Annotated in this window: 10 protein-coding genes, 2 tRNA genes and 3 pseudogenes; 11 read left to right on the top strand and 4 right to left on the bottom strand. The window is 64.6% G+C overall.

Translation table 11 applies throughout. The features are described from left to right. Positions 1-28: 28 nt before the first annotated feature. A pseudogene (locus ACYRGX_RS21225) lies at positions 29-544 on the bottom strand (methyl-accepting chemotaxis protein); the annotation flags it as partial. Positions 545-886: 342 nt separating this feature from the next. Next, positions 887-1,528 (bottom strand): annotated as a pseudogene (locus ACYRGX_RS21220) (type IV pili methyl-accepting chemotaxis transducer N-terminal domain-containing protein); the annotation flags it as partial. Between the two features lie 654 nt (positions 1,529-2,182). On the opposite strand from ACYRGX_RS21220, the pseudogene ACYRGX_RS21215 reads away from it, so the two are divergent. Both ACYRGX_RS21215 and ACYRGX_RS21210 read left to right on the top strand, forming a co-directional pair. Further along, a pseudogene (locus tag ACYRGX_RS21215) lies at positions 2,183-2,887 on the top strand (HAMP domain-containing protein); the annotation flags it as partial. Continuing rightward, on the top strand, positions 2,861-3,745 hold the full coding sequence (locus ACYRGX_RS21210) for a methyl-accepting chemotaxis protein (protein WP_473056750.1): 885 nt from the start codon (positions 2,861-2,863) through the stop codon (positions 3,743-3,745). The pseudogene ACYRGX_RS21215 and the gene ACYRGX_RS21210, both read left to right, overlap by 27 nt. A gap of 74 nt (positions 3,746-3,819) precedes the next feature. Here ACYRGX_RS21210 and ACYRGX_RS21205 read toward each other — a convergent pair. Together ACYRGX_RS21205 and ACYRGX_RS21200 are read right to left on the bottom strand one after the other, a co-directional pair. Then, positions 3,820-3,906: transfer RNA gene (locus tag ACYRGX_RS21205), tRNA-Leu, on the bottom strand. A 104-nt stretch (positions 3,907-4,010) separates the two neighbouring features. Beyond that, positions 4,011-4,097: transfer RNA gene (locus ACYRGX_RS21200), tRNA-Leu, on the bottom strand. Positions 4,098-4,291: 194 nt separating this feature from the next. On the opposite strand from ACYRGX_RS21200, the gene rnr reads away from it, so the two are divergent. The 9 genes from rnr to ACYRGX_RS21155 all read left to right on the top strand — a co-directional run bounded on the left by rnr (position 4,292) and on the right by ACYRGX_RS21155 (position 16,572). Next, on the top strand, positions 4,292-7,069 hold the full coding sequence (gene rnr / locus ACYRGX_RS21195; protein WP_473054395.1) for a ribonuclease R: 2,778 nt from the start codon (positions 4,292-4,294) through the stop codon (positions 7,067-7,069). Beyond that, complete coding sequence (gene rlmB / locus ACYRGX_RS21190) at positions 7,066-7,809, top strand: 23S rRNA (guanosine(2251)-2'-O)-methyltransferase RlmB (protein ID WP_473054394.1); 744 nt, start codon at positions 7,066-7,068, stop codon at positions 7,807-7,809. The genes rnr and rlmB overlap by 4 nt, the downstream gene beginning before the upstream one ends. A gap of 93 nt (positions 7,810-7,902) precedes the next feature. Beyond that, positions 7,903-10,425, top strand: coding sequence for a response regulator (locus ACYRGX_RS21185; protein ID WP_473054393.1), 2,523 nt, complete (start codon positions 7,903-7,905; stop codon positions 10,423-10,425). A 179-nt stretch (positions 10,426-10,604) separates the two neighbouring features. Further along, complete coding sequence (gene rpsF, locus ACYRGX_RS21180) at positions 10,605-11,015, top strand: 30S ribosomal protein S6 (protein WP_473054392.1); 411 nt, start codon at positions 10,605-10,607, stop codon at positions 11,013-11,015. 15 nt (positions 11,016-11,030) lie between these two features. Beyond that, positions 11,031-11,261: a 30S ribosomal protein S18 gene (gene rpsR, locus ACYRGX_RS21175; protein ID WP_473054391.1), complete on the top strand. Its 231-nt coding sequence runs from the start codon at positions 11,031-11,033 to the stop codon at positions 11,259-11,261. Positions 11,262-11,299: 38 nt separating this feature from the next. Then, positions 11,300-12,193, top strand: a complete 894-nt coding sequence (locus ACYRGX_RS21170) for a hypothetical protein (protein ID WP_473054390.1) — start codon at positions 11,300-11,302, stop codon at positions 12,191-12,193. A 20-nt stretch (positions 12,194-12,213) separates the two neighbouring features. Continuing rightward, on the top strand, positions 12,214-12,660 hold the full coding sequence (gene rplI / locus ACYRGX_RS21165) for a 50S ribosomal protein L9 (RefSeq protein ID WP_473054389.1): 447 nt from the start codon (positions 12,214-12,216) through the stop codon (positions 12,658-12,660). 109 nt (positions 12,661-12,769) lie between these two features. Then, on the top strand, positions 12,770-14,167 hold the full coding sequence (gene dnaB / locus ACYRGX_RS21160) for a replicative DNA helicase (RefSeq protein WP_473054388.1): 1,398 nt from the start codon (positions 12,770-12,772) through the stop codon (positions 14,165-14,167). 116 nt (positions 14,168-14,283) lie between these two features. Next, positions 14,284-16,572, top strand: coding sequence for a YgiQ family radical SAM protein (locus ACYRGX_RS21155; protein ID WP_473054387.1), 2,289 nt, complete (start codon positions 14,284-14,286; stop codon positions 16,570-16,572). Positions 16,573-16,576: the final 4 nt, after the last annotated feature.

Here is a 16,576-nt window from a genome sequence, read left to right as displayed (position 1 = left end):
TTCGGACGCCCTTTTCGTTGCTCGGTGCTCAGGTGGTGAACTGGCCGAGTTGATCGAGCAGTTCACGCATGCCCTTGCGCACCTCTTGGCTGCGTTCGCCGACGCGGGTTGTGGATTCGTGGGTCGATCCCGCGAGTTGTGAAAGATTGCTGATCCGCTGGTCGATGTCCACGGATACCTGGCTCTGCTCTTCCGCCGCCGAGGCAATCTGCAGGTTGATGTCGCTGATGTGCTCGACGGCTGTGGTCATTTGGCCCAGCACCTGGATGGCCTGCTGGATCTGACCGAGATTGCCGTGTGCCTGCCTGGCGCTCTCCTGCATGGCCTGCATGGCCTCTAGGGCGGCAAGTTGCAGGCGCTCGATGATATTGCGGATTTCTCCGGTCGACTGTTGGGTTCGGCTGGCCAGGCTGCGAACTTCGTCCGCGACGACGGCGAATCCGCGTCCGGCTTCTCCGGCGCGAGCGGCCTCGATGGCAGCGTTGAGTGCCAGAAGGTTGGTTTGTTCGGCAATGCCGGTGATGACCGAGAGCACGCTGCCTACCGCTTGGGTGTCTTGCTCGAGTGCCTGCATGCGCGTGCTGCTGTTTTGCAGCCCATCGCTGAGTGCTTCCAGTAGGCGGGCACTGTCATTGGTCGCACGAAATCCGTTCTTTGCCTCGTTGTTGGCATTGCCGGCAGCATCGGCTGCCTGGTTGGCGTGACTGGCTACCTCGCCCACCGTAGCGGCCATCTCGTTCATCGCTGTGGCGACCAGCTCCAGCTCCTGGTGTTGTCGGGCGACGTTATTCTGCGACTCATCCAGCAACTCGAGCGCGTCGCCCATGGTCCCGTCGACCTGCCGTGCGGTTTGCTTGGCTTGGGCGATCAATTGGCTCAGTCGCTCGCACATGTGGTTGAGCGACAACGCGATTCGTCCGAACTCGTTGTCCGAATACTCCACCTTCAGGCGCGTGGTGAAGTCTCCGGCAGAGATACGGTCCAGGCCGCGTTCGAGGCGAGTCAGGTCGATAATCAGAGGACGCATGCCGAACTGCCGCCCCAGGATGACCAGCACTAGGATGGCCAGTACGCAGGCGAAGGCGACTTTCAAGGTCAGCGCCTGCAAATGCGTTGCGCTTTCCGCCATCAGACCGACGGCCTCGTTGGTGGTCTTCAGCAGGTCGACCGAGCGTTGCTGCAAAGTGGCGAGATCCATGGGTGAACCGGGGGACACTCCTTCCAGTTGCGCCTTGAACTGCTGCCAGAGCTCGCCAACCTCTCGCATCTTCAGAGTGATGGCGGGGGCGTCCATCTTGCTTATTCCGCGCTCGGCATTGCCCGCTAGCAGGTCGTCGTGATTTTTCTCGAACTGCGCGATCGTCTGTTCCATCTGCTCACGGGAAAGCGCGCCGGCACTTACCAGCAGCGCCTCTTTGGTCATGCGCTGGCTGAGCATGCGTTGGGATCCGGCGACGTCGATGGTCGTCGGAGTCACTGCAAGACTTCGAAAAAGGGCAACGGAGCCGATGATCGCGAGTACGAACATCAATGCGTAGGAAAACAGGAATTGCGCGTTGAGTGTGCGCAAACCCAGTGCACGGATGACGGACGCCAGGAGTGTCTTCAAGGTTTGCTCCTTACCGGATGTAGGGCTGCCATGCCCTCGCCAGGGATTCCTGGCGGGCTTTAGCCAAGGCTAGACGAAGAAATGCCAGTATGGACCCCGTTGCGGTACGCACTTTGCTCGTAGCTGGATAGGCGGCGCTTCGGGCTTCAGATAAATCTCGATGTGCCGTAAAAAGCAGAACATTACGAGGAGTGTGTCAACGTGTCCGCCATCCTGTCGTTGTTGCATAGTCGTCTGCTGCGGCCGGTCTTCGTGACGTTGGGCATTGCCCTTTCGGTACAGGTGCTGGTTGCCATCTGGCTGACTCGAAGCACTGTCGATGGACTGGTCGAAGATGTTTCGCAGCGCCTGGGTGGGGATGCGCAGCGTCTTTCGGGCGATCTGGGGCAGGCGGCGGAAGAGGTTTCCGCAAGCCTGCAAAGGCTGTCCGAGACGACGCGTAAGGGCCTGGGTGATGCACTTTCCGAGCGTCTGCAGCAGGAGCGGGTGCAGTTGCGGCAGACGCTGGAAAGTAGCCTCAAGCAGTCCGCCGATGACCTGGCGCAACTGCTTGCCGCCGTCGCGCCGCGGGCGATGTGGGATAACGATACGCCCGCCCTTTCCGAGTTCGCCCGGCGCGCGCAACGCAATCCGAACATGATCTTCGTCGTCTACGATGACGCCGAAGGCAATCACCTCACCCGTTACCTGAACCGGCAGAACCCGTTGATCCAGGCATTGCTGGCCAAGGGTGACGGCGGTCGTGGCCTGGACTCGGTGCTCAAGGTTGCCGAGAGCGATCCGTCCGTGTACCTGGTCGACGCCTCCATCAGCCCTAACGGGGTAGAGATCGGCAAGGTGCGCCTGGGCGTATCCACGGCGGGAATCGAGGCTGAACTCAAGGCGCTGGACGAGCGTTTCGCCGCGCTGCAGGCGAGCAGTGGCGAACTGGTTTCGCAGAGTCTGTCCGGCGCTGCCAGTGAAACCGCAGCGGCGCTGGCTGCACGCCTGCAGCGCGCGGAAAGCGCTGCGGCGAACATGGACAGTGCGGCGCGGAGCTCCATCGAAACTGCTGCCGGCACATTGCGCATGCGCATCGTGCTCGGATTGGCGTTGATCGGGCTGGTGGTGTTGCTGGTGCTCGCGCTGGTGTTGGGGCGCCGGGTGGTCAGCCGGCTGCGTCTGTTGATCGGGGCGCTGGACGAGTTGGCGGCGGGCGAGGGCGACCTGACTCGGCGGGTGTCCCTCGACAGTCGCGATGAGGTCGGGGAGATGGCCGATGCGGTGAACCGTTTCGTCGCCAAGCTGCAGCCCATCGTGCGCGAGGCGGGCGAGGTCGCGGCGCGCACCGGGCAGGAGATCTCTGCACTCGGTGAGCGTGCCAGTGCGGCCAGCGCGGCGACCGGGCGGCAACGCGACGAGGTCGCCGGCAGCCTGGTCGAGTTGCAGGGCATGGCCAGCCAGGCCGACGAAGAGAGCCAGACGATGCAGCGGGCGCAGCAGCGCGTCGAGGAAATTCGCCAGGCGGCCGAAGACAACGCGGCGATCGCCGAGCGGGTCGCTTCATCCATCGAGGCACTGGTTTCGCGGGTCGAGGCTGGCTCGGCGGTGATCGAGCGGCTGGCGGCGCAGAGCGAGCAGATCGAAGTGGTGCTGACCGTGATCCATGGCATCGCCGAGCAGACCAACCTGCTGGCCTTGAATGCGGCGATCGAAGCGGCACGCGCCGGGGAGACCGGCCGTGGCTTTGCGGTGGTTGCCGACGAGGTGCGCGCGCTGGCGAGCAAGACGCAGCAGTCCACCGGTGATATCCAGGCGCACATCGTTGCCCTTCAGCAGGGTGCGCGCGAAGCGGTGACGGTGATCGGTGAGGCGGCCAAGCAGGCCGATAGCGGTCTCTCCGCACTGCAGGACAGTCGTCGCCTGCAGGGTGCCATCCATGCCTCGGTGGGCGATGTGTACGCGGCCATCGAGGCTGCCGCACACGCGGCCCGGCAACAGGCGGAGAGTGCTGCCGTGGTGCGTCGGCGTGTGGAGGTGATCCATTCCGAGGCGCAGCGTGCCGCCGAGGCCGTGGCTGCGACGGCGCGCAACGGCGAGGTGCTCGAGGGGCTGGCCGGGCAGCTGCGCGGCAGCCTGGGGCAATTCCGCGCCTGAGGCGCGGATCGCCGTGATTTCAGCGGACGAAAAAAAACGAAACCGAGCGCTTGGCTCGGTTTCGTTTTCGGAAATGGTGCCCAGGAGAAGACTCGAACTTCCACGATGTTGCCATCGCTAGGACCTGAACCTAGTGCGTCTACCAATTCCGCCACCTGGGCATGCGACGATGTGCGCCGCGCTGGTCGTGTCGTCGATCGATGATCGCGAGGCCGACCCGCCTCGTTTACCATTCCGCGCGGCAGAGCCGTCGAAACGTTGGTAATGGTGCCCAGGAGAAGACTCGAACTTCCACGGTGTTGCCACCGCTAGGACCTGAACCTAGTGCGTCTACCAATTCCGCCACCTGGGCCCGGATTCGATGATAAGTCGTCGATTCCGTGATACAACGTCCGTTCGACGCTGTGGGCGCGAACTATACGGAGGCGGTTTTGCCTTGTAAAGCCCTGACCGGTAAAAATATTCCCACGTTGAAAAGCTCCCGATGCAGCGCGATTCGCGCTTCAATAGAGGCTGAGCGTTAACGAATGTACAGGTGAATCTCTCTTGACAGCCGATTGGCAATCCCTCGATCCCGAGGCCGCCCGCGAGGCGGACAAATACGAAAACCCCATCCCTAGCCGCGAGCTCATCCTGCAGCGGCTCGACGAGCGCGGCGCTCCGGCCACGCGTGAACAACTGCTCGAAGAGTTCGGGCTGTCCAGCGAGGAAGATGTCGAGGCCCTGCGCCGTCGCCTGCGCGCGATGGAGCGCGACGGGCAGCTCATCTATACCCGCCGTGGCGCCTATGCGCCGGTGGACAAGCTCGATCTGATCCGCGGACGTGTCTCCGGCCACCGCGACGGCTTCGGCTTCCTGGTGCCGGACGACGGCAGCGACGATCTGTTCCTTTCGCCGGCGCAGATGCGCCTGGTCTTCGATGGCGACCGCGCATTGGCGCGGGTTTCCGGCACCGACCGCCGTGGTCGGCGCGAGGGCGCCGTCGTCGAGGTGGTCGCGCGGGCCCACGAAATCCTCGTCGGTCGCTATTTCGACGAGAGCGGCATCGCCGCGGTGATGGCCGACAATCCGAAGATCCAGCAGGAAGTGCTGGTGCCGCCGGGCAAGCAGGGCGAGGCCCGGCATGGACAATTCGTCCAGGTGCGCATTACCCAGTGGCCGACGGCGTTCCGTCAGGCCCAGGGCGAGGTCGTCGAGGTGCTTGGCGAGTACATGGCGCCGGGCATGGAGATCGAAGTCGCGCTGCGCAGCTACGCCATTCCCCACGAATGGCCCGAGGCGGTGCAGAAGGAAGCAGCCAAGCTCAAGCCCGAAGTGGCCGAGCGTGACAAGGAGAAGCGCATCGACCTGCGCGAGGTGCCCTTCGTCACCATCGACGGCGAGGATGCCCGCGACTTCGACGACGCGGTGTTCGCCGAGGCCAAGAAAGGCGGCGGTTGGAAGCTCTACGTGGCCATCGCCGATGTCTCTCATTATGTGAAGGTCGGTTCGGCGCTGGACGAAGAGGCCGCCACCCGCGGCAACTCGGTGTACTTTCCCGAACGTGTCGTACCGATGCTGCCGGAAGTGCTCTCCAACGGGTTGTGCTCGCTCAATCCGCAGGTCGACCGGCTGGCGATGGTCTGCGAAATGGACATCACCCGCAGCGGGCGGATGAGCGACTACGTGTTCTACGAGGCAGTCATCCACTCCCACGCACGGCTCACCTACAACAAGGTCAGCCGGCTGCTGGAAACCCCCGAAAGCGCCGAGGCCGAGGATCTGCGTCGGCAGATTCCCGCCGTGGTGCCGCACCTGGAGCAGCTATATAAGCTGTACAAGGTGTTGCTCGGTGCCCGCCACGCGCGCGGCGCCATCGATTTCGATACCCAGGATACGCGCATCGTCTTCGGTGCCGATCGCAAGATCGCCGAGATCCGCCCGACCCAGCGCAACGAGGCGCACCGGTTGATCGAGGAGTGCATGCTCTGCGCCAACGTCGCCACTGCACGCTTCCTGCAGGATCACGAGCTGCCCGGCCTGTACCGTATCCATGAAGGGCCGACCCCGGAGAAGCTGGAGAAGCTGCGTGGCTTCCTCGCCGAGATGGGGCTGTCGCTCAGTCGCGGCAAGGCCGATCCGACGCCCAAGGACTACCTGGCCTTGTTGGAGAAGATCCGCGAGCGCCCGGACTTTTCGCTGATCCAGACGGTGATGTTGCGTTCGCTGAGCCAGGCCGTGTACAGCCCGGACAACGTCGGCCACTTCGGTCTCAACTACGAGGCCTACACGCACTTCACCTCGCCGATCCGGCGCTACCCGGACCTGCTGATCCATCGCGCGATCCGCAGTGTGATCCGCTCCAAGCGGCAGACCGAGCACGTACGTCGTGCCGGCGCCGCGAGCATGCCCAAGGCGCGCATCTATCCATACGATGAAGCGCGTCTGGAGCAGCTCGGTGAAGAGTGTTCGATGACCGAGCGGCGGGCCGACGAGGCGACTCGTGACGTGGTCAACTGGCTCAAGTGCGAGTACATGCTCGAACGCGTCGGCGAAACCTTCCCGGGGGTGATCACCGCGGTCACCGGCTTCGGCATCTTCGTCGAGTTGGTGGATATCTTCGTCGATGGGCTGGTGCACGTAACGGCGCTGCCCGCCGACTACTATCACTTCGACCCGGTGCAGCACCGCCTGGCTGGCGAGCGTAGTGGTCGCAGCTTCCGTCTTGGCGACAGCGTGCAGGTGCTGGTCGCTCGGGTCGACCTGGACGAGCGCAAGATCGACTTCGAGATGGCCAGCGAAGCGGTGCAGGGCGTTACCGAGCGCAAGGCCGAGCGTGTCGCCAAGGGCCGCGGCAAGCGCAAGGGCGATGCCGCGCCGGTCGTGCTGCCGGACGTCGCGGAAGCGCCAAAGAAAACCCGCTCCCGTGGGCGCAAGGCGGCTGCCGAGAAGCCCGAGGTCGAGGTGCCCGACAGCAAGCGGGTACGTCGCGTGACCGAGGTGGAGAAGCCGGCGCTGTTGCAGCGTCACGCAGGCGAAAAGGGCGCGGTACGCAAGCGCAAGGCGGATACGCCGGCGGAGTCCGGCGCCCCGGCGCGGCGTAAGGGCGAGACGCCTGCGCTGCTCAAGCCGCGTGTCGCGGGCAAGGTGCAGGCGCTGCCCGAGGCCGTGGAAGCGGCGCCCGAGGAACAGCGCAGCAAGAGCCGTGCGCTCAAGCGCCAACTGCTCGATGACGCCCGCTCCGCCGAGGTGGAGAAGAAGACCAGCAAGAAGCCTTCCACGAAGAAGACTGACGGCAAGTCGAAGTCCGCGGCGCCCAAGCGCAAGAACAAGGGCGATAAATGAGCGATCTGGAGAAGGTCTACGGTGTTCACGCCGTAGCGGCGTTGTTGCAGCACCATCCGCGACGGGTCAAGCGCCTGTGGCTGGCCGAGGGGCGCCAGGAGGCGCGTCTGGCCGAGCTGGTGGAGCGCGCCCGACAGGCGCGCATTCCGGTCGAGAGCCAGGAGCGCAAGGTGCTCGACGAGTGGGCCGAGGGTGTCCACCAGGGTGTGGTTGCCGAGGTCAGCCCGAGCCAGGTGTGGGGCGAGAACATGCTCGACGAACTGCTCGAGCGGTGCGAGGGGCCGCCGCTGCTGCTGGTGCTCGACGGTGTCACCGATCCGCACAATCTCGGTGCCTGCCTGCGCTCGGCGGATGCCGCCGGCGCGTTGGCGGTGATCGTGCCGAAGGACAAGTCGGCGACGCTCAACGCCACGGTGCGCAAGGTGGCCTGTGGCGCGGCGGAGGTCATTCCACTGGTGGCAGTGACCAACCTCGCGCGTACGCTGGAGAAGTTGCGTCAGCGTGGCCTGTGGACGGTCGGTACCGCCGGTGAGGCCGAACAGACTCTCTACCAGGTGGATATGCGTGGTCCCAGCGTGGTCGTGATGGGGGCGGAGGGGCGTGGTATGCGGCGCCTGACCCGCGAGCATTGCGACTATCTGGTCAAACTGCCGATGGCTGGCAGCGTGAGTAGCCTCAACGTCTCCGTGGCCACCGGCATCTGCCTGTTCGAGGCGGTTCGCCAACGCCAGGCGGGGTGATGGTCGGATCCGGGGAACCTTGCTGAGGGCCCCGGGTCCATCCCCGCGAGGGAGTGGCACGCCTTCACGTGCCATATGCAACCGAGGTCGCAGATGGAACCCGTTGATTTCCGGGCATTGTTTCGGTGTTCGCCGAATGCCTACTTGTTGCTCGACCGCCACCTGCAAGTGGTCGACGCCAGCGCCGCGTACCTGGCGCTCACCGGCCGCACGCGCGAAGAACTGATCGGGAAACCGGTCGACGAAGCTTTTCCACTCGATCCCCAGGGCGCCTATCCGGTCGAGATGGAGCGCGTGATGGCGTCCCAACGGCAAGCGCTGGCGACGGGCGAGGTGCAGCGCCTGGCGGAGGTCGAATATGCCTTGCGTGGGCCTGACGGTCGCTTCCATGCCCGTTGCTGGAGCGTAACCCACACGCCGCTCCCCGGCCCTGACGGCAGTCCGCAGCATCTGCTTCAGCATGTCATGGACATTTCCGAGTTGCGCACGCCCGCCGTGGCGGACGTGGCGCGCCGTCGGGATCCCAATGAGTTGCTCAGCGATGCCCGAGGGCTGCTCGCCGAGCGCCTGCGCCTGCGTCGCCTGTTCGAGTCGGCGCCGGGCTTCTTCGCCATCGTCGAAGGGCCGGAGCACCGTTTCGAGCTGGTGAACGAGGCTTATCAGCAACTGGTGGGCGAGCGCCCGCTGATCGGTCTGTCGGTGGCCGAGGCGTTGCCCGAGCTCGCCGGTCAGGGGCTGCTGGAGCGGCTCGACGAGGTCCGCGCTCGTTGCCAGCCGTTCATTGCACGCCAGCAGCGTGTGCTGTTGCAGCGCGAGCCGGGCGTGCCGTTGGAGGAGATGTTCCTCGACTTCGTCTACCAGCCGATCTGCGAGGACGACGGCACTGTCAGCGGGATTTTGGTGCAGGGTCACGAGGTTACCCAGCAGAAACGTGTCGAGGATCGCCTGCTCGAATACCGCATGCGTCTGGAGCGCGAGGTGGAGGAGCGCACCCTCGCGCTGGCGCGCAGCGAGGCTGAGCGCCGGCAGGCCGAGGAGGCGCTGTTGCAGGCGCGCAAGCTCGAAGCGGTCGGCCAGCTCACCGGCGGCATTGCCCACGATTTGAACAATGTGCTGCAGATCATCGGCGGCAACCTGCAGCTCTTGCGTCGCGCTCTGCGCGAGGACGCGCTATCGCTGCGTCGACTGGAATCCGCCGTTGGGGGCGTCGAGCGGGGCGGTCGGCTGGCTTCGCAGCTATTGTCGTTCGCCCGCCGCCAGCCGCTTTCGCCGCAGACCCTGCAGTTGGAAGAACTGTTCGCGCGGATGCAGCCGTTGCTGCAACGTTCGCTGGGCGAGGCCGTGCGTCTGGAGTGGCAACTCGAAGATGGCGTGTGGCCGGTGTATGCCGATCCGCACAATCTTGAGAACGTCCTGCTCAACCTGGCGCTCAACGCCGGCGAGGCGATGGAGGGGCAGGGCGGGTTTCGTCTCGAGGCGCGTAATGCGCACCTGGACGAGGCCTACAGTACCCGTCAGGCCGACGTCCAGGCGGGCGACTACGTGGAGTTGCGGATCCTCGACGAAGGCCCGGGGATGAGTCGTGAGGTGCGCGAGCGTGCCTTCGAACCGTTCTTCTCCACCCGGCGCTCCGGGCGTGGCACGGGCCTGGGCTTGAGCATGGTCTATGGCTTCGCCAAGCAGAGTGGCGGTCACGTCACCCTGGAAAGTGAGGAGGGTGTGGGGACCTGCGTCACGCTTTATCTGCCCCGTGGTATCGGCGAGCAGCAGAGTCTGCTGCCGGAACCGGAGGTGCCGGAAGTCGCGACGGTGCCGGGCGGTGAGGAGTGCATCCTGGTGGTCGAGGACGAGGCGGGCGTGCGTGCGACGGTGGTCGGGCAGTTGAGCGAGCTGGGCTACCGCGTGCTGCAGGCGGCGGATGCCGATGCGGCGCTGAAATTGCTGCATGCCGGCGAGCGCATCGACCTGCTGTTCAGTGACGTGGTGATGCCGGGTTCGGTGTCATGCATCGAGCTGGCGCGTCAGGCGCGCCAGCTGATGCCCGAGGTGGCGGTGCTCTATACCTCCGGATATCCGGAGAACGTCGTGGTGCATGGTGGGCGATTGGACCCCGGCGTCGACCTTTTGAACAAACCTTATTCGCCTGAGGCCCTGGCCGAGCGTGTGCGCCGTGCCCTGGCCGCGGCGCCGCGAAGGGAAACCATCCAGCAGCAGGCACAGGGCCTGGCGACTGCCGGCGAGCAGGGCGTTTCCGTCCTGTTCGTCGAAGACGATGACACACTGCGTCTGCTCACGTGCGAGGTCATCGAGGAGTTCGGCCATCGCGTGCAGGCGTGCGTCAGTGCCGAGGAGGCGTTGGCGCAGTTGGTCGAGCGGTCTTTCGACGTGCTGCTCACCGACGTCGGCCTGGAGGGCATGTCCGGCATCGAGCTCGCCCGGCAGGTGCTCGCCAGGGAAGACGCTCCGCGGGTGGTGATCGCCTCGGGTTACCCCGTGGACGTTCGCCAGGAAGGCATTCCCGACGCCCGTCTGTTGCTCAAGCCGTACGACGTTGGGCAGGTCCGCGAGCTGCTCGAACAGCTGTGCGGCGAATGCCGGGCGCAACGCACGGGCTGATCTCCCTGTCGAGCCGCCCGGCGGCAGCCGCTGCGGCTTGCGCGGAAACCGGGCTTTCTCTAGAATGCCCGCCCTTGTCGTGGCGGCAGGTCTACGTGCGGCCATGACAAGCCATAACGAGATATTCACTCCTTGCCTGATCGCAACTGCGGCAGGCTATCACCCGTAAGGAGCACTTGATGCGTCATTACGAAATCATCTTCCTGGTCCACCCGGACCAGAGCGAGCAGGTTGGCGGCATGGTTGAGCGCTACACCAAGCTCATCGAGGAAGACGGCGGCAAGATTCACCGCCTGGAAGACTGGGGCCGCCGTCAACTGGCCTATGCCATCAACAACGTGCACAAGGCTCACTACGTTCTGCTGAACGTCGAGTGCAGCGGCAAGGCACTGGCCGAGCTGGAAGACAACTTCCGCTACAACGACGCCGTGATCCGTAACCTGGTCATCCGTCGCGACGAAGCCATCACCGGTCAGTCCGAGATGCTGAAAGCCGAAGAGAACCGCAGCGAGCGCCGTGAGCGTCGTGAGCGTCCTGACGCCGAAGGCGCCGAAGGCGAAAGCCGTTCCGCCGTCACCGCTGACGAGTAATCGAGGAGCTATCACATGGCACGTTTCTTCCGCCGTCGCAAGTTCTGCCGTTTCACCGCTGAGGGCGTCAAAGAGATCGACTTCAAGGATCTCAACACCCTGAAAGCCTACGTCTCCGAGACCGGCAAGATCGTTCCCAGCCGCATCACCGGGACCAAAGCCAAGTATCAGCGTCAGCTGGCCACTGCCATCAAGCGCGCGCGTTACCTGGCGCTGCTGCCCTACACCGACGGCCACGGTCGTTGATTCCGGGCGTCGACGAGGTTGATGGGTAGATAGAGTGCATGCGCGCACTGGCTGAGTACATCATGCGTGGCCGTCGTCAGGCCTCCTGGGTCGTCGCTGGCTCCGCACTGGTGCCGTTCCTGTTCTGGCTCAGTGCCGCTGGCGGTAGCCTGGTGCTGCTGCGCCGAGGGCTCTCCGATGCAATGGGGATCCTCGCCTGGGCACTGTTGCCGGCGCTGGTCTGGTGGTACTTCGGCGAACCGCGCACGCTGATGGTGTTGTGCGGGGCCCTGGCCCTGGCGCTGGTGCTGCGTAGCAGCGTTTCCTGGTCGCGAACCTTGCTGGCCAGTGTGCTGCTCGGTGGCGTCTATGCATTGCTCCTGCACGCCGTGTTCGGGGAGGCGATTGCCGCCCTCGCCGGTGAGCTGGGCAAGCTGATGCCGCAGATGTTCGGTGAGAACTACGCGCAACTGCCGGATGAGGGGCAGGCAAGCATGCAGGCGCTGTTGGTGCCGCTGCTGACTGGCCTGATGGCGGCACTGATGCAGGTGCTGAGCCTGTTGTGTCTCTTGTTGGGACGCTACTGGCAGGCGGCGCTGTACAACCCGGGCGGTTTCGGTCGGGAGTTTCGCGCGCTGCGGCTGACGCCGCTGCAAGCTGCGGGACTGGTCGGGTTGATGGTGTTGGCACCGATGCTCGGCGTGCAGATGACCGCGCTCGTGCCGCTGTGCAGTGTGCCGCTGGTGTTTGCCGGGATGGCCCTGGTGCACGGTCTGGTCAGCGCGGGGCGTCTTGGGCGTTTCTGGCTGGTGGGCCTGTACGTGACGCTGGTGCTGTTCATGCAGTTGATCTACCCGTTGCTGATGGTCCTGGCCATCGTCGACAGCCTGTTTGATTTTCGTGGGCGCCTGGCGCGCAACGATGATGCCGGTCCTACGAACGGTGAAGGTTAAATTCGAGAGGTAAGACTCAAATGGAAGTCATCCTGCTGGAAAAGATCGCCAACCTGGGCAACCTGGGCGACAAAGTAAATATCAAGGGCGGTTACGCTCGTAACTTCCTGCTGCCCAAGGGCAAGGCTACCGCTGCCACCGAAGCGAACGTCGCGGCTTTCGAAGCCCGTCGCGCTGAACTGGAAGCCGCTGCCGCCGAGAAGAAGGCTACCGCCGAAGCTCGCGCTGCCCAGCTGAACGAACTGGAAGTCACCATCACCGCCGTCGCTGGCGATGAAGGCAAACTGTTCGGTTCCATCGGCACCGCCGACATCGCTGACGCCCTGACCGCCTCCGGCGTGGAAGTGGCCAAGGCCGAAGTGCGCCTGCCGAACGGCACCATCCGCCAGACCGGCGAATACGAAGTTGCTGTGCATCTGCACACCGACGTCGAAGCCTCGGTCAAGCTGGTGGTCATCGCCGGCTGATTCTGGCCGTCGAGCGGACTTGCACTGAGGTGCGGCTCCGCGAACAATCGGGCACGTCTCCCTCACGGGAACGTGCCCGTTTTAATTTCAGGAAGTCCACTCCCGCGCCATGAACGACATCAGCGTCCCCCAGCAATACGACCTCGAAACCGCCGCCCTCAAGGTGCCGCCGCACTCCATCGAGGCCGAGCAGGCGGTGCTGGGCGGTCTGATGCTCGACAACAACGCCTGGGAGCGGGTTTCCGACGGTGTTTCCGACGGCGACTTCTACCGTCACGACCACCGTCTGATCTTCCGTGCCATCTTCAAGCTGGCCGAGCGCAACCAGCCGTTCGACGTGGTGACGTTGTCCGAGCTGCTCGATAACGAAGGGCAATTGGCGCAGGTCGGCGGCCTGGCCTATCTCGGCGAACTGGCGAAGAACACGCCGTCGGTCGCGAACATCAAGGCCTATGCGCAGATCGTTCGCGAGCGCGCCACGCTGCGCCAATTGATCGGTATCAGCAACGATATCGCCGACATGGCCTACACCCCCGAGGGCAAGAGCGCCGAGGAGGTGCTCGACGAAGCCGAGCGGCAGATTTTCCAGATCGCCGAGGCACGGCCCAAGGCCGGTGGCCCGGTCGGGATCAACGATATCCTGGTCAAGACCATCGACCGCATCGACACCCTGTTCAACACCAACGAGGGGCTGACCGGCATTTCCACCGGCTTCACCGATCTCGACGGCATGACCAGCGGTCTGCAGCCGGCGGACCTGGTGATCGTCGCCGGGCGTCCGTCGATGGGTAAGACCACCTTCGCCATGAACCTGGTAGAGAACGCGGTGCTGCGCAGCGACAAGGTGGTGCTGGTGTTCTCCCTGGAGATGCCGTCGGACTCGATCGTCATGCGTATGCTCTCCTCGCTGGGTCGCATCGACCAGACCAAGGTGCGTTCGGGCAAGCTCGACGATGACGACTGGCCGCGCCTGACCAGCGCGGTCAACCTGCTCAACGAGCGCAAGCTGTTCATCGACGACACCGCCGGCATCAGCCCCACCGAGATGCGCGCGCGTGCCCGACGTCTGGCGCGCGAGCATGGCGAGATCGCCCTGATCATGGTCGACTACCTGCAGCTGATGCGCATCCCGGGGTCCTCCGGCGACAACCGCACCAACGAGATTTCCGAGATATCCCGCTCGCTCAAGGCGCTGGCCAAGGAGTTCGGCTGCCCGGTGGTGGCACTGTCGCAGCTCAACCGCTCCCTGGAGCAGCGCCCCAACAAGCGTCCGGTGAACTCCGACCTGCGTGAATCCGGCGCTATCGAGCAGGATGCGGACATCATCATGTTCGTCTACCGCGACGAGGTCTATCACCCGGAGACCGAGTACAAGGGCGTTGCCGAGATCATCATCGGCAAGCAGCGTAATGGTCCCATCGGCACCTGCCGCCTGGCCTTCCTGGGCAAGTACACGCGCTTCGAGAACCTTGCGCCGGGCACCTATCAGTTCGACGACGACGACTGAGCCCAGGTCTCGCGACGACCCGGCGAGGAGGGCGCACGTCCTACCCTGCTTGTCGGGTTTTGTCTATTTTTTGTGCTATGATCCGCGCCCCTCGAGAACCCACCCGATTGCCGACAATGCACGCCGCCAAGCCGCTCTACGACTACCCCAAATACTGGGCCGAATGCTTCGGTCCCGCGCCCTTCCTGCCGATGAGCCGGGAAGAGATGGACGCGCTCGGCTGGGATAGCTGCGACGTCATCATCGTCACCGGCGATGCCTACGTCGACCATCCGTCGTTCGGCATGGCGATCATCGGCCGCCTGCTGGAGGCCCAGGGCTTTCGCGTGGGGATCATCGCCCAGCCGGACTGGCAGTCGAAGGACGACTTCATGCGTCTGGGCGAGCCGAACCTGTTCTTCGGTGTCGCCGCCGGCAACATGGACTCGATGATTAACCGCTATACCGCGGACAAGAAGATTCGCAGCGATGACGCCTATACCCCGGAAGGCGTCGCCGGCAAGCGTCCGGATCGCGCCAGCCTGGTCTATAGCCAGCGCTGCAAGGAAGCCTACAGCCACGTGCCGGTGGTGCTCGGCGGCATCGAGGCGTCACTGCGGCGCATCGCCCACTACGACTATTGGCAGGACAAGGTGCGGCGCTCGATCCTGATGGACGCCACCGCCGACATCCTGCTCTACGGCAACGCCGAGCGCGCCGTGGTGGAGATCGCCCAGCGTCTGGCCCAGGGCGAGACGATCAGCGCTATCGACGATATCCGTGGCACTGCCTTCCTCCGTCGCAACACGCCCGAGGGCTGGTTCGAGATCGATTCCACGCGCATCGATCGACCGGGCAAGATCGACAAGATCATCAACCCCTACGTCAACACCCAGGACACCGCGGCCTGCGCCATCGAGCAGGAGAAGGGTGGCGAGCCGGAGGGTGACGACGAGCCCCAGGTGGTGCAGTTGCTCAGCCATCCGCGGTTGACCCGTGAGCGCACGGTGATCCGCCTGCCGGCCTTCGAGAAGGTGCGTAACGACCCCGTGCTGTATGCCCACGCCAACCGTGTACTGCACCTGGAGACCAATCCGGGTAACGCCCGTGCGCTGGTGCAGCGTCACGGCGAGGCGGACATCTGGCTGAACCCGCCGCCGATCCCGATGCAGACCAGCGAGATGGACTACGTCTTCGGCCTGCCGTACGCCCGCGTGCCGCACCCGGTCTACGGCAAGGCGAAGATTCCGGCCTACGAGATGATTCGCTTCTCGGTGAACATCATGCGTGGCTGCTTCGGCGGCTGCACCTTCTGTTCGATCACCGAGCACGAAGGCCGCATCATCCAGAACCGTTCGCAGGAATCGATCATTCGCGAGATCGAGGAAATCCGCGACAAGGTACCGGGTTTCACCGGGGTGATCTCCGACCTCGGCGGGCCGACCGCGAACATGTATCGCATCGCCTGCAAGGACCCGGAGATCGAGAAGCACTGCCGCAAGCCGTCCTGCGTCTACCCCGGCATCTGCGACAACCTCAACACCGATCACTCGGCGCTGATCCGTCTCTATCGCGAGGCCCGCGAGCTGCCGGGGGTGAAGAAGATCCTGATCGCCTCCGGCCTGCGTTACGACCTCGCCGTCGAGTCGCCGGAGTACGTCAAGGAACTGGTCACCCATCACGTCGGCGGCTACCTGAAGATCGCCCCCGAGCACACCGAGGAAGGCGTGCTGTCGAAGATGATGAAGCCGGGCATAGGCACCTATGACCGCTTCAAGCAGATGTTCGAGAAGTACTCGAAGGAAGCGGGCAAGGAGCAGTACCTGATCCCCTACTTCATCGCCGCGCATCCGGGCACCACCGACGAGGACATGATGAACCTCGCCCTGTGGCTCAAGCGCAACGGTTTCCGTGCGGACCAGGTGCAGGCGTTCTATCCCTCGCCGATGGCCACCGCCACGGCGATGTATCACTCGGGCAAGAACCCGCTACGCAAGGTCACCTACAAGTCCGATGGCGTGACCATCGTCAAGAGTGACCAGCAGCGCCGCCTGCACAAGGCCTTCCTGCGTTACCACGATCCGAAGAACTGGCCGATGCTGCGCGAGGCGCTGCAGCGCATGGGACGCAGCGACCTGATCGGCAGCGGCAAACAGCAACTGATCCCGAGCCATCAGCCCCAGGGCGATGCGGGCTACCAGAGTGCGCGGCGCAAGAACTCCACGCCGGCCGGTAGCAAGAAGGCCGGCGCACCGGCCAAGGGCCGCATCCTCACGCAGCACACCGGGCTGCCGCCCAGGGACAATGGCGCCGGCGGCAAATCCTGGGAAAAACGCGAGCAGGCCAAGGCCGCCGCCGAGGCGCGGCGCAATGCCGAACGACCGGGCAAGGGTGGCAAGTCGCGTAAACCCGTCGCGCCGCGCTGAGACG

Source organism: Pseudomonas sp. R4-15 (assembly GCF_055768815.1).
This window is presented reverse-complemented; position numbering and strand designations above follow the sequence as displayed.

Excerpts from the sequence above, each read along its gene's own strand:
- rpsR (WP_473054391.1), top strand. The coding sequence starts at position 11,031 with ATGGCACGTTTCTTCCGCCGTCGCAAGTTCTGCCGTTTCACCGCTGAG.
- ACYRGX_RS21170 (WP_473054390.1), top strand. The coding sequence starts at position 11,300 with ATGCGCGCACTGGCTGAGTACATCATGCGTGGCCGTCGTCAGGCCTCC.
- ACYRGX_RS21155 (WP_473054387.1), top strand. The coding sequence starts at position 14,284 with ATGCACGCCGCCAAGCCGCTCTACGACTACCCCAAATACTGGGCCGAA.
- ACYRGX_RS21185 (WP_473054393.1), top strand. The coding sequence starts at position 7,903 with ATGGAACCCGTTGATTTCCGGGCATTGTTTCGGTGTTCGCCGAATGCC.
- rpsF (WP_473054392.1), top strand. The coding sequence starts at position 10,605 with ATGCGTCATTACGAAATCATCTTCCTGGTCCACCCGGACCAGAGCGAG.
- rplI (WP_473054389.1), top strand. The coding sequence starts at position 12,214 with ATGGAAGTCATCCTGCTGGAAAAGATCGCCAACCTGGGCAACCTGGGC.
- dnaB (WP_473054388.1), top strand. The coding sequence starts at position 12,770 with ATGAACGACATCAGCGTCCCCCAGCAATACGACCTCGAAACCGCCGCC.
- rlmB (WP_473054394.1), top strand. The coding sequence starts at position 7,066 with ATGAGCGATCTGGAGAAGGTCTACGGTGTTCACGCCGTAGCGGCGTTG.
- ACYRGX_RS21210 (WP_473056750.1), top strand. The coding sequence starts at position 2,861 with ATGGCCGATGCGGTGAACCGTTTCGTCGCCAAGCTGCAGCCCATCGTG.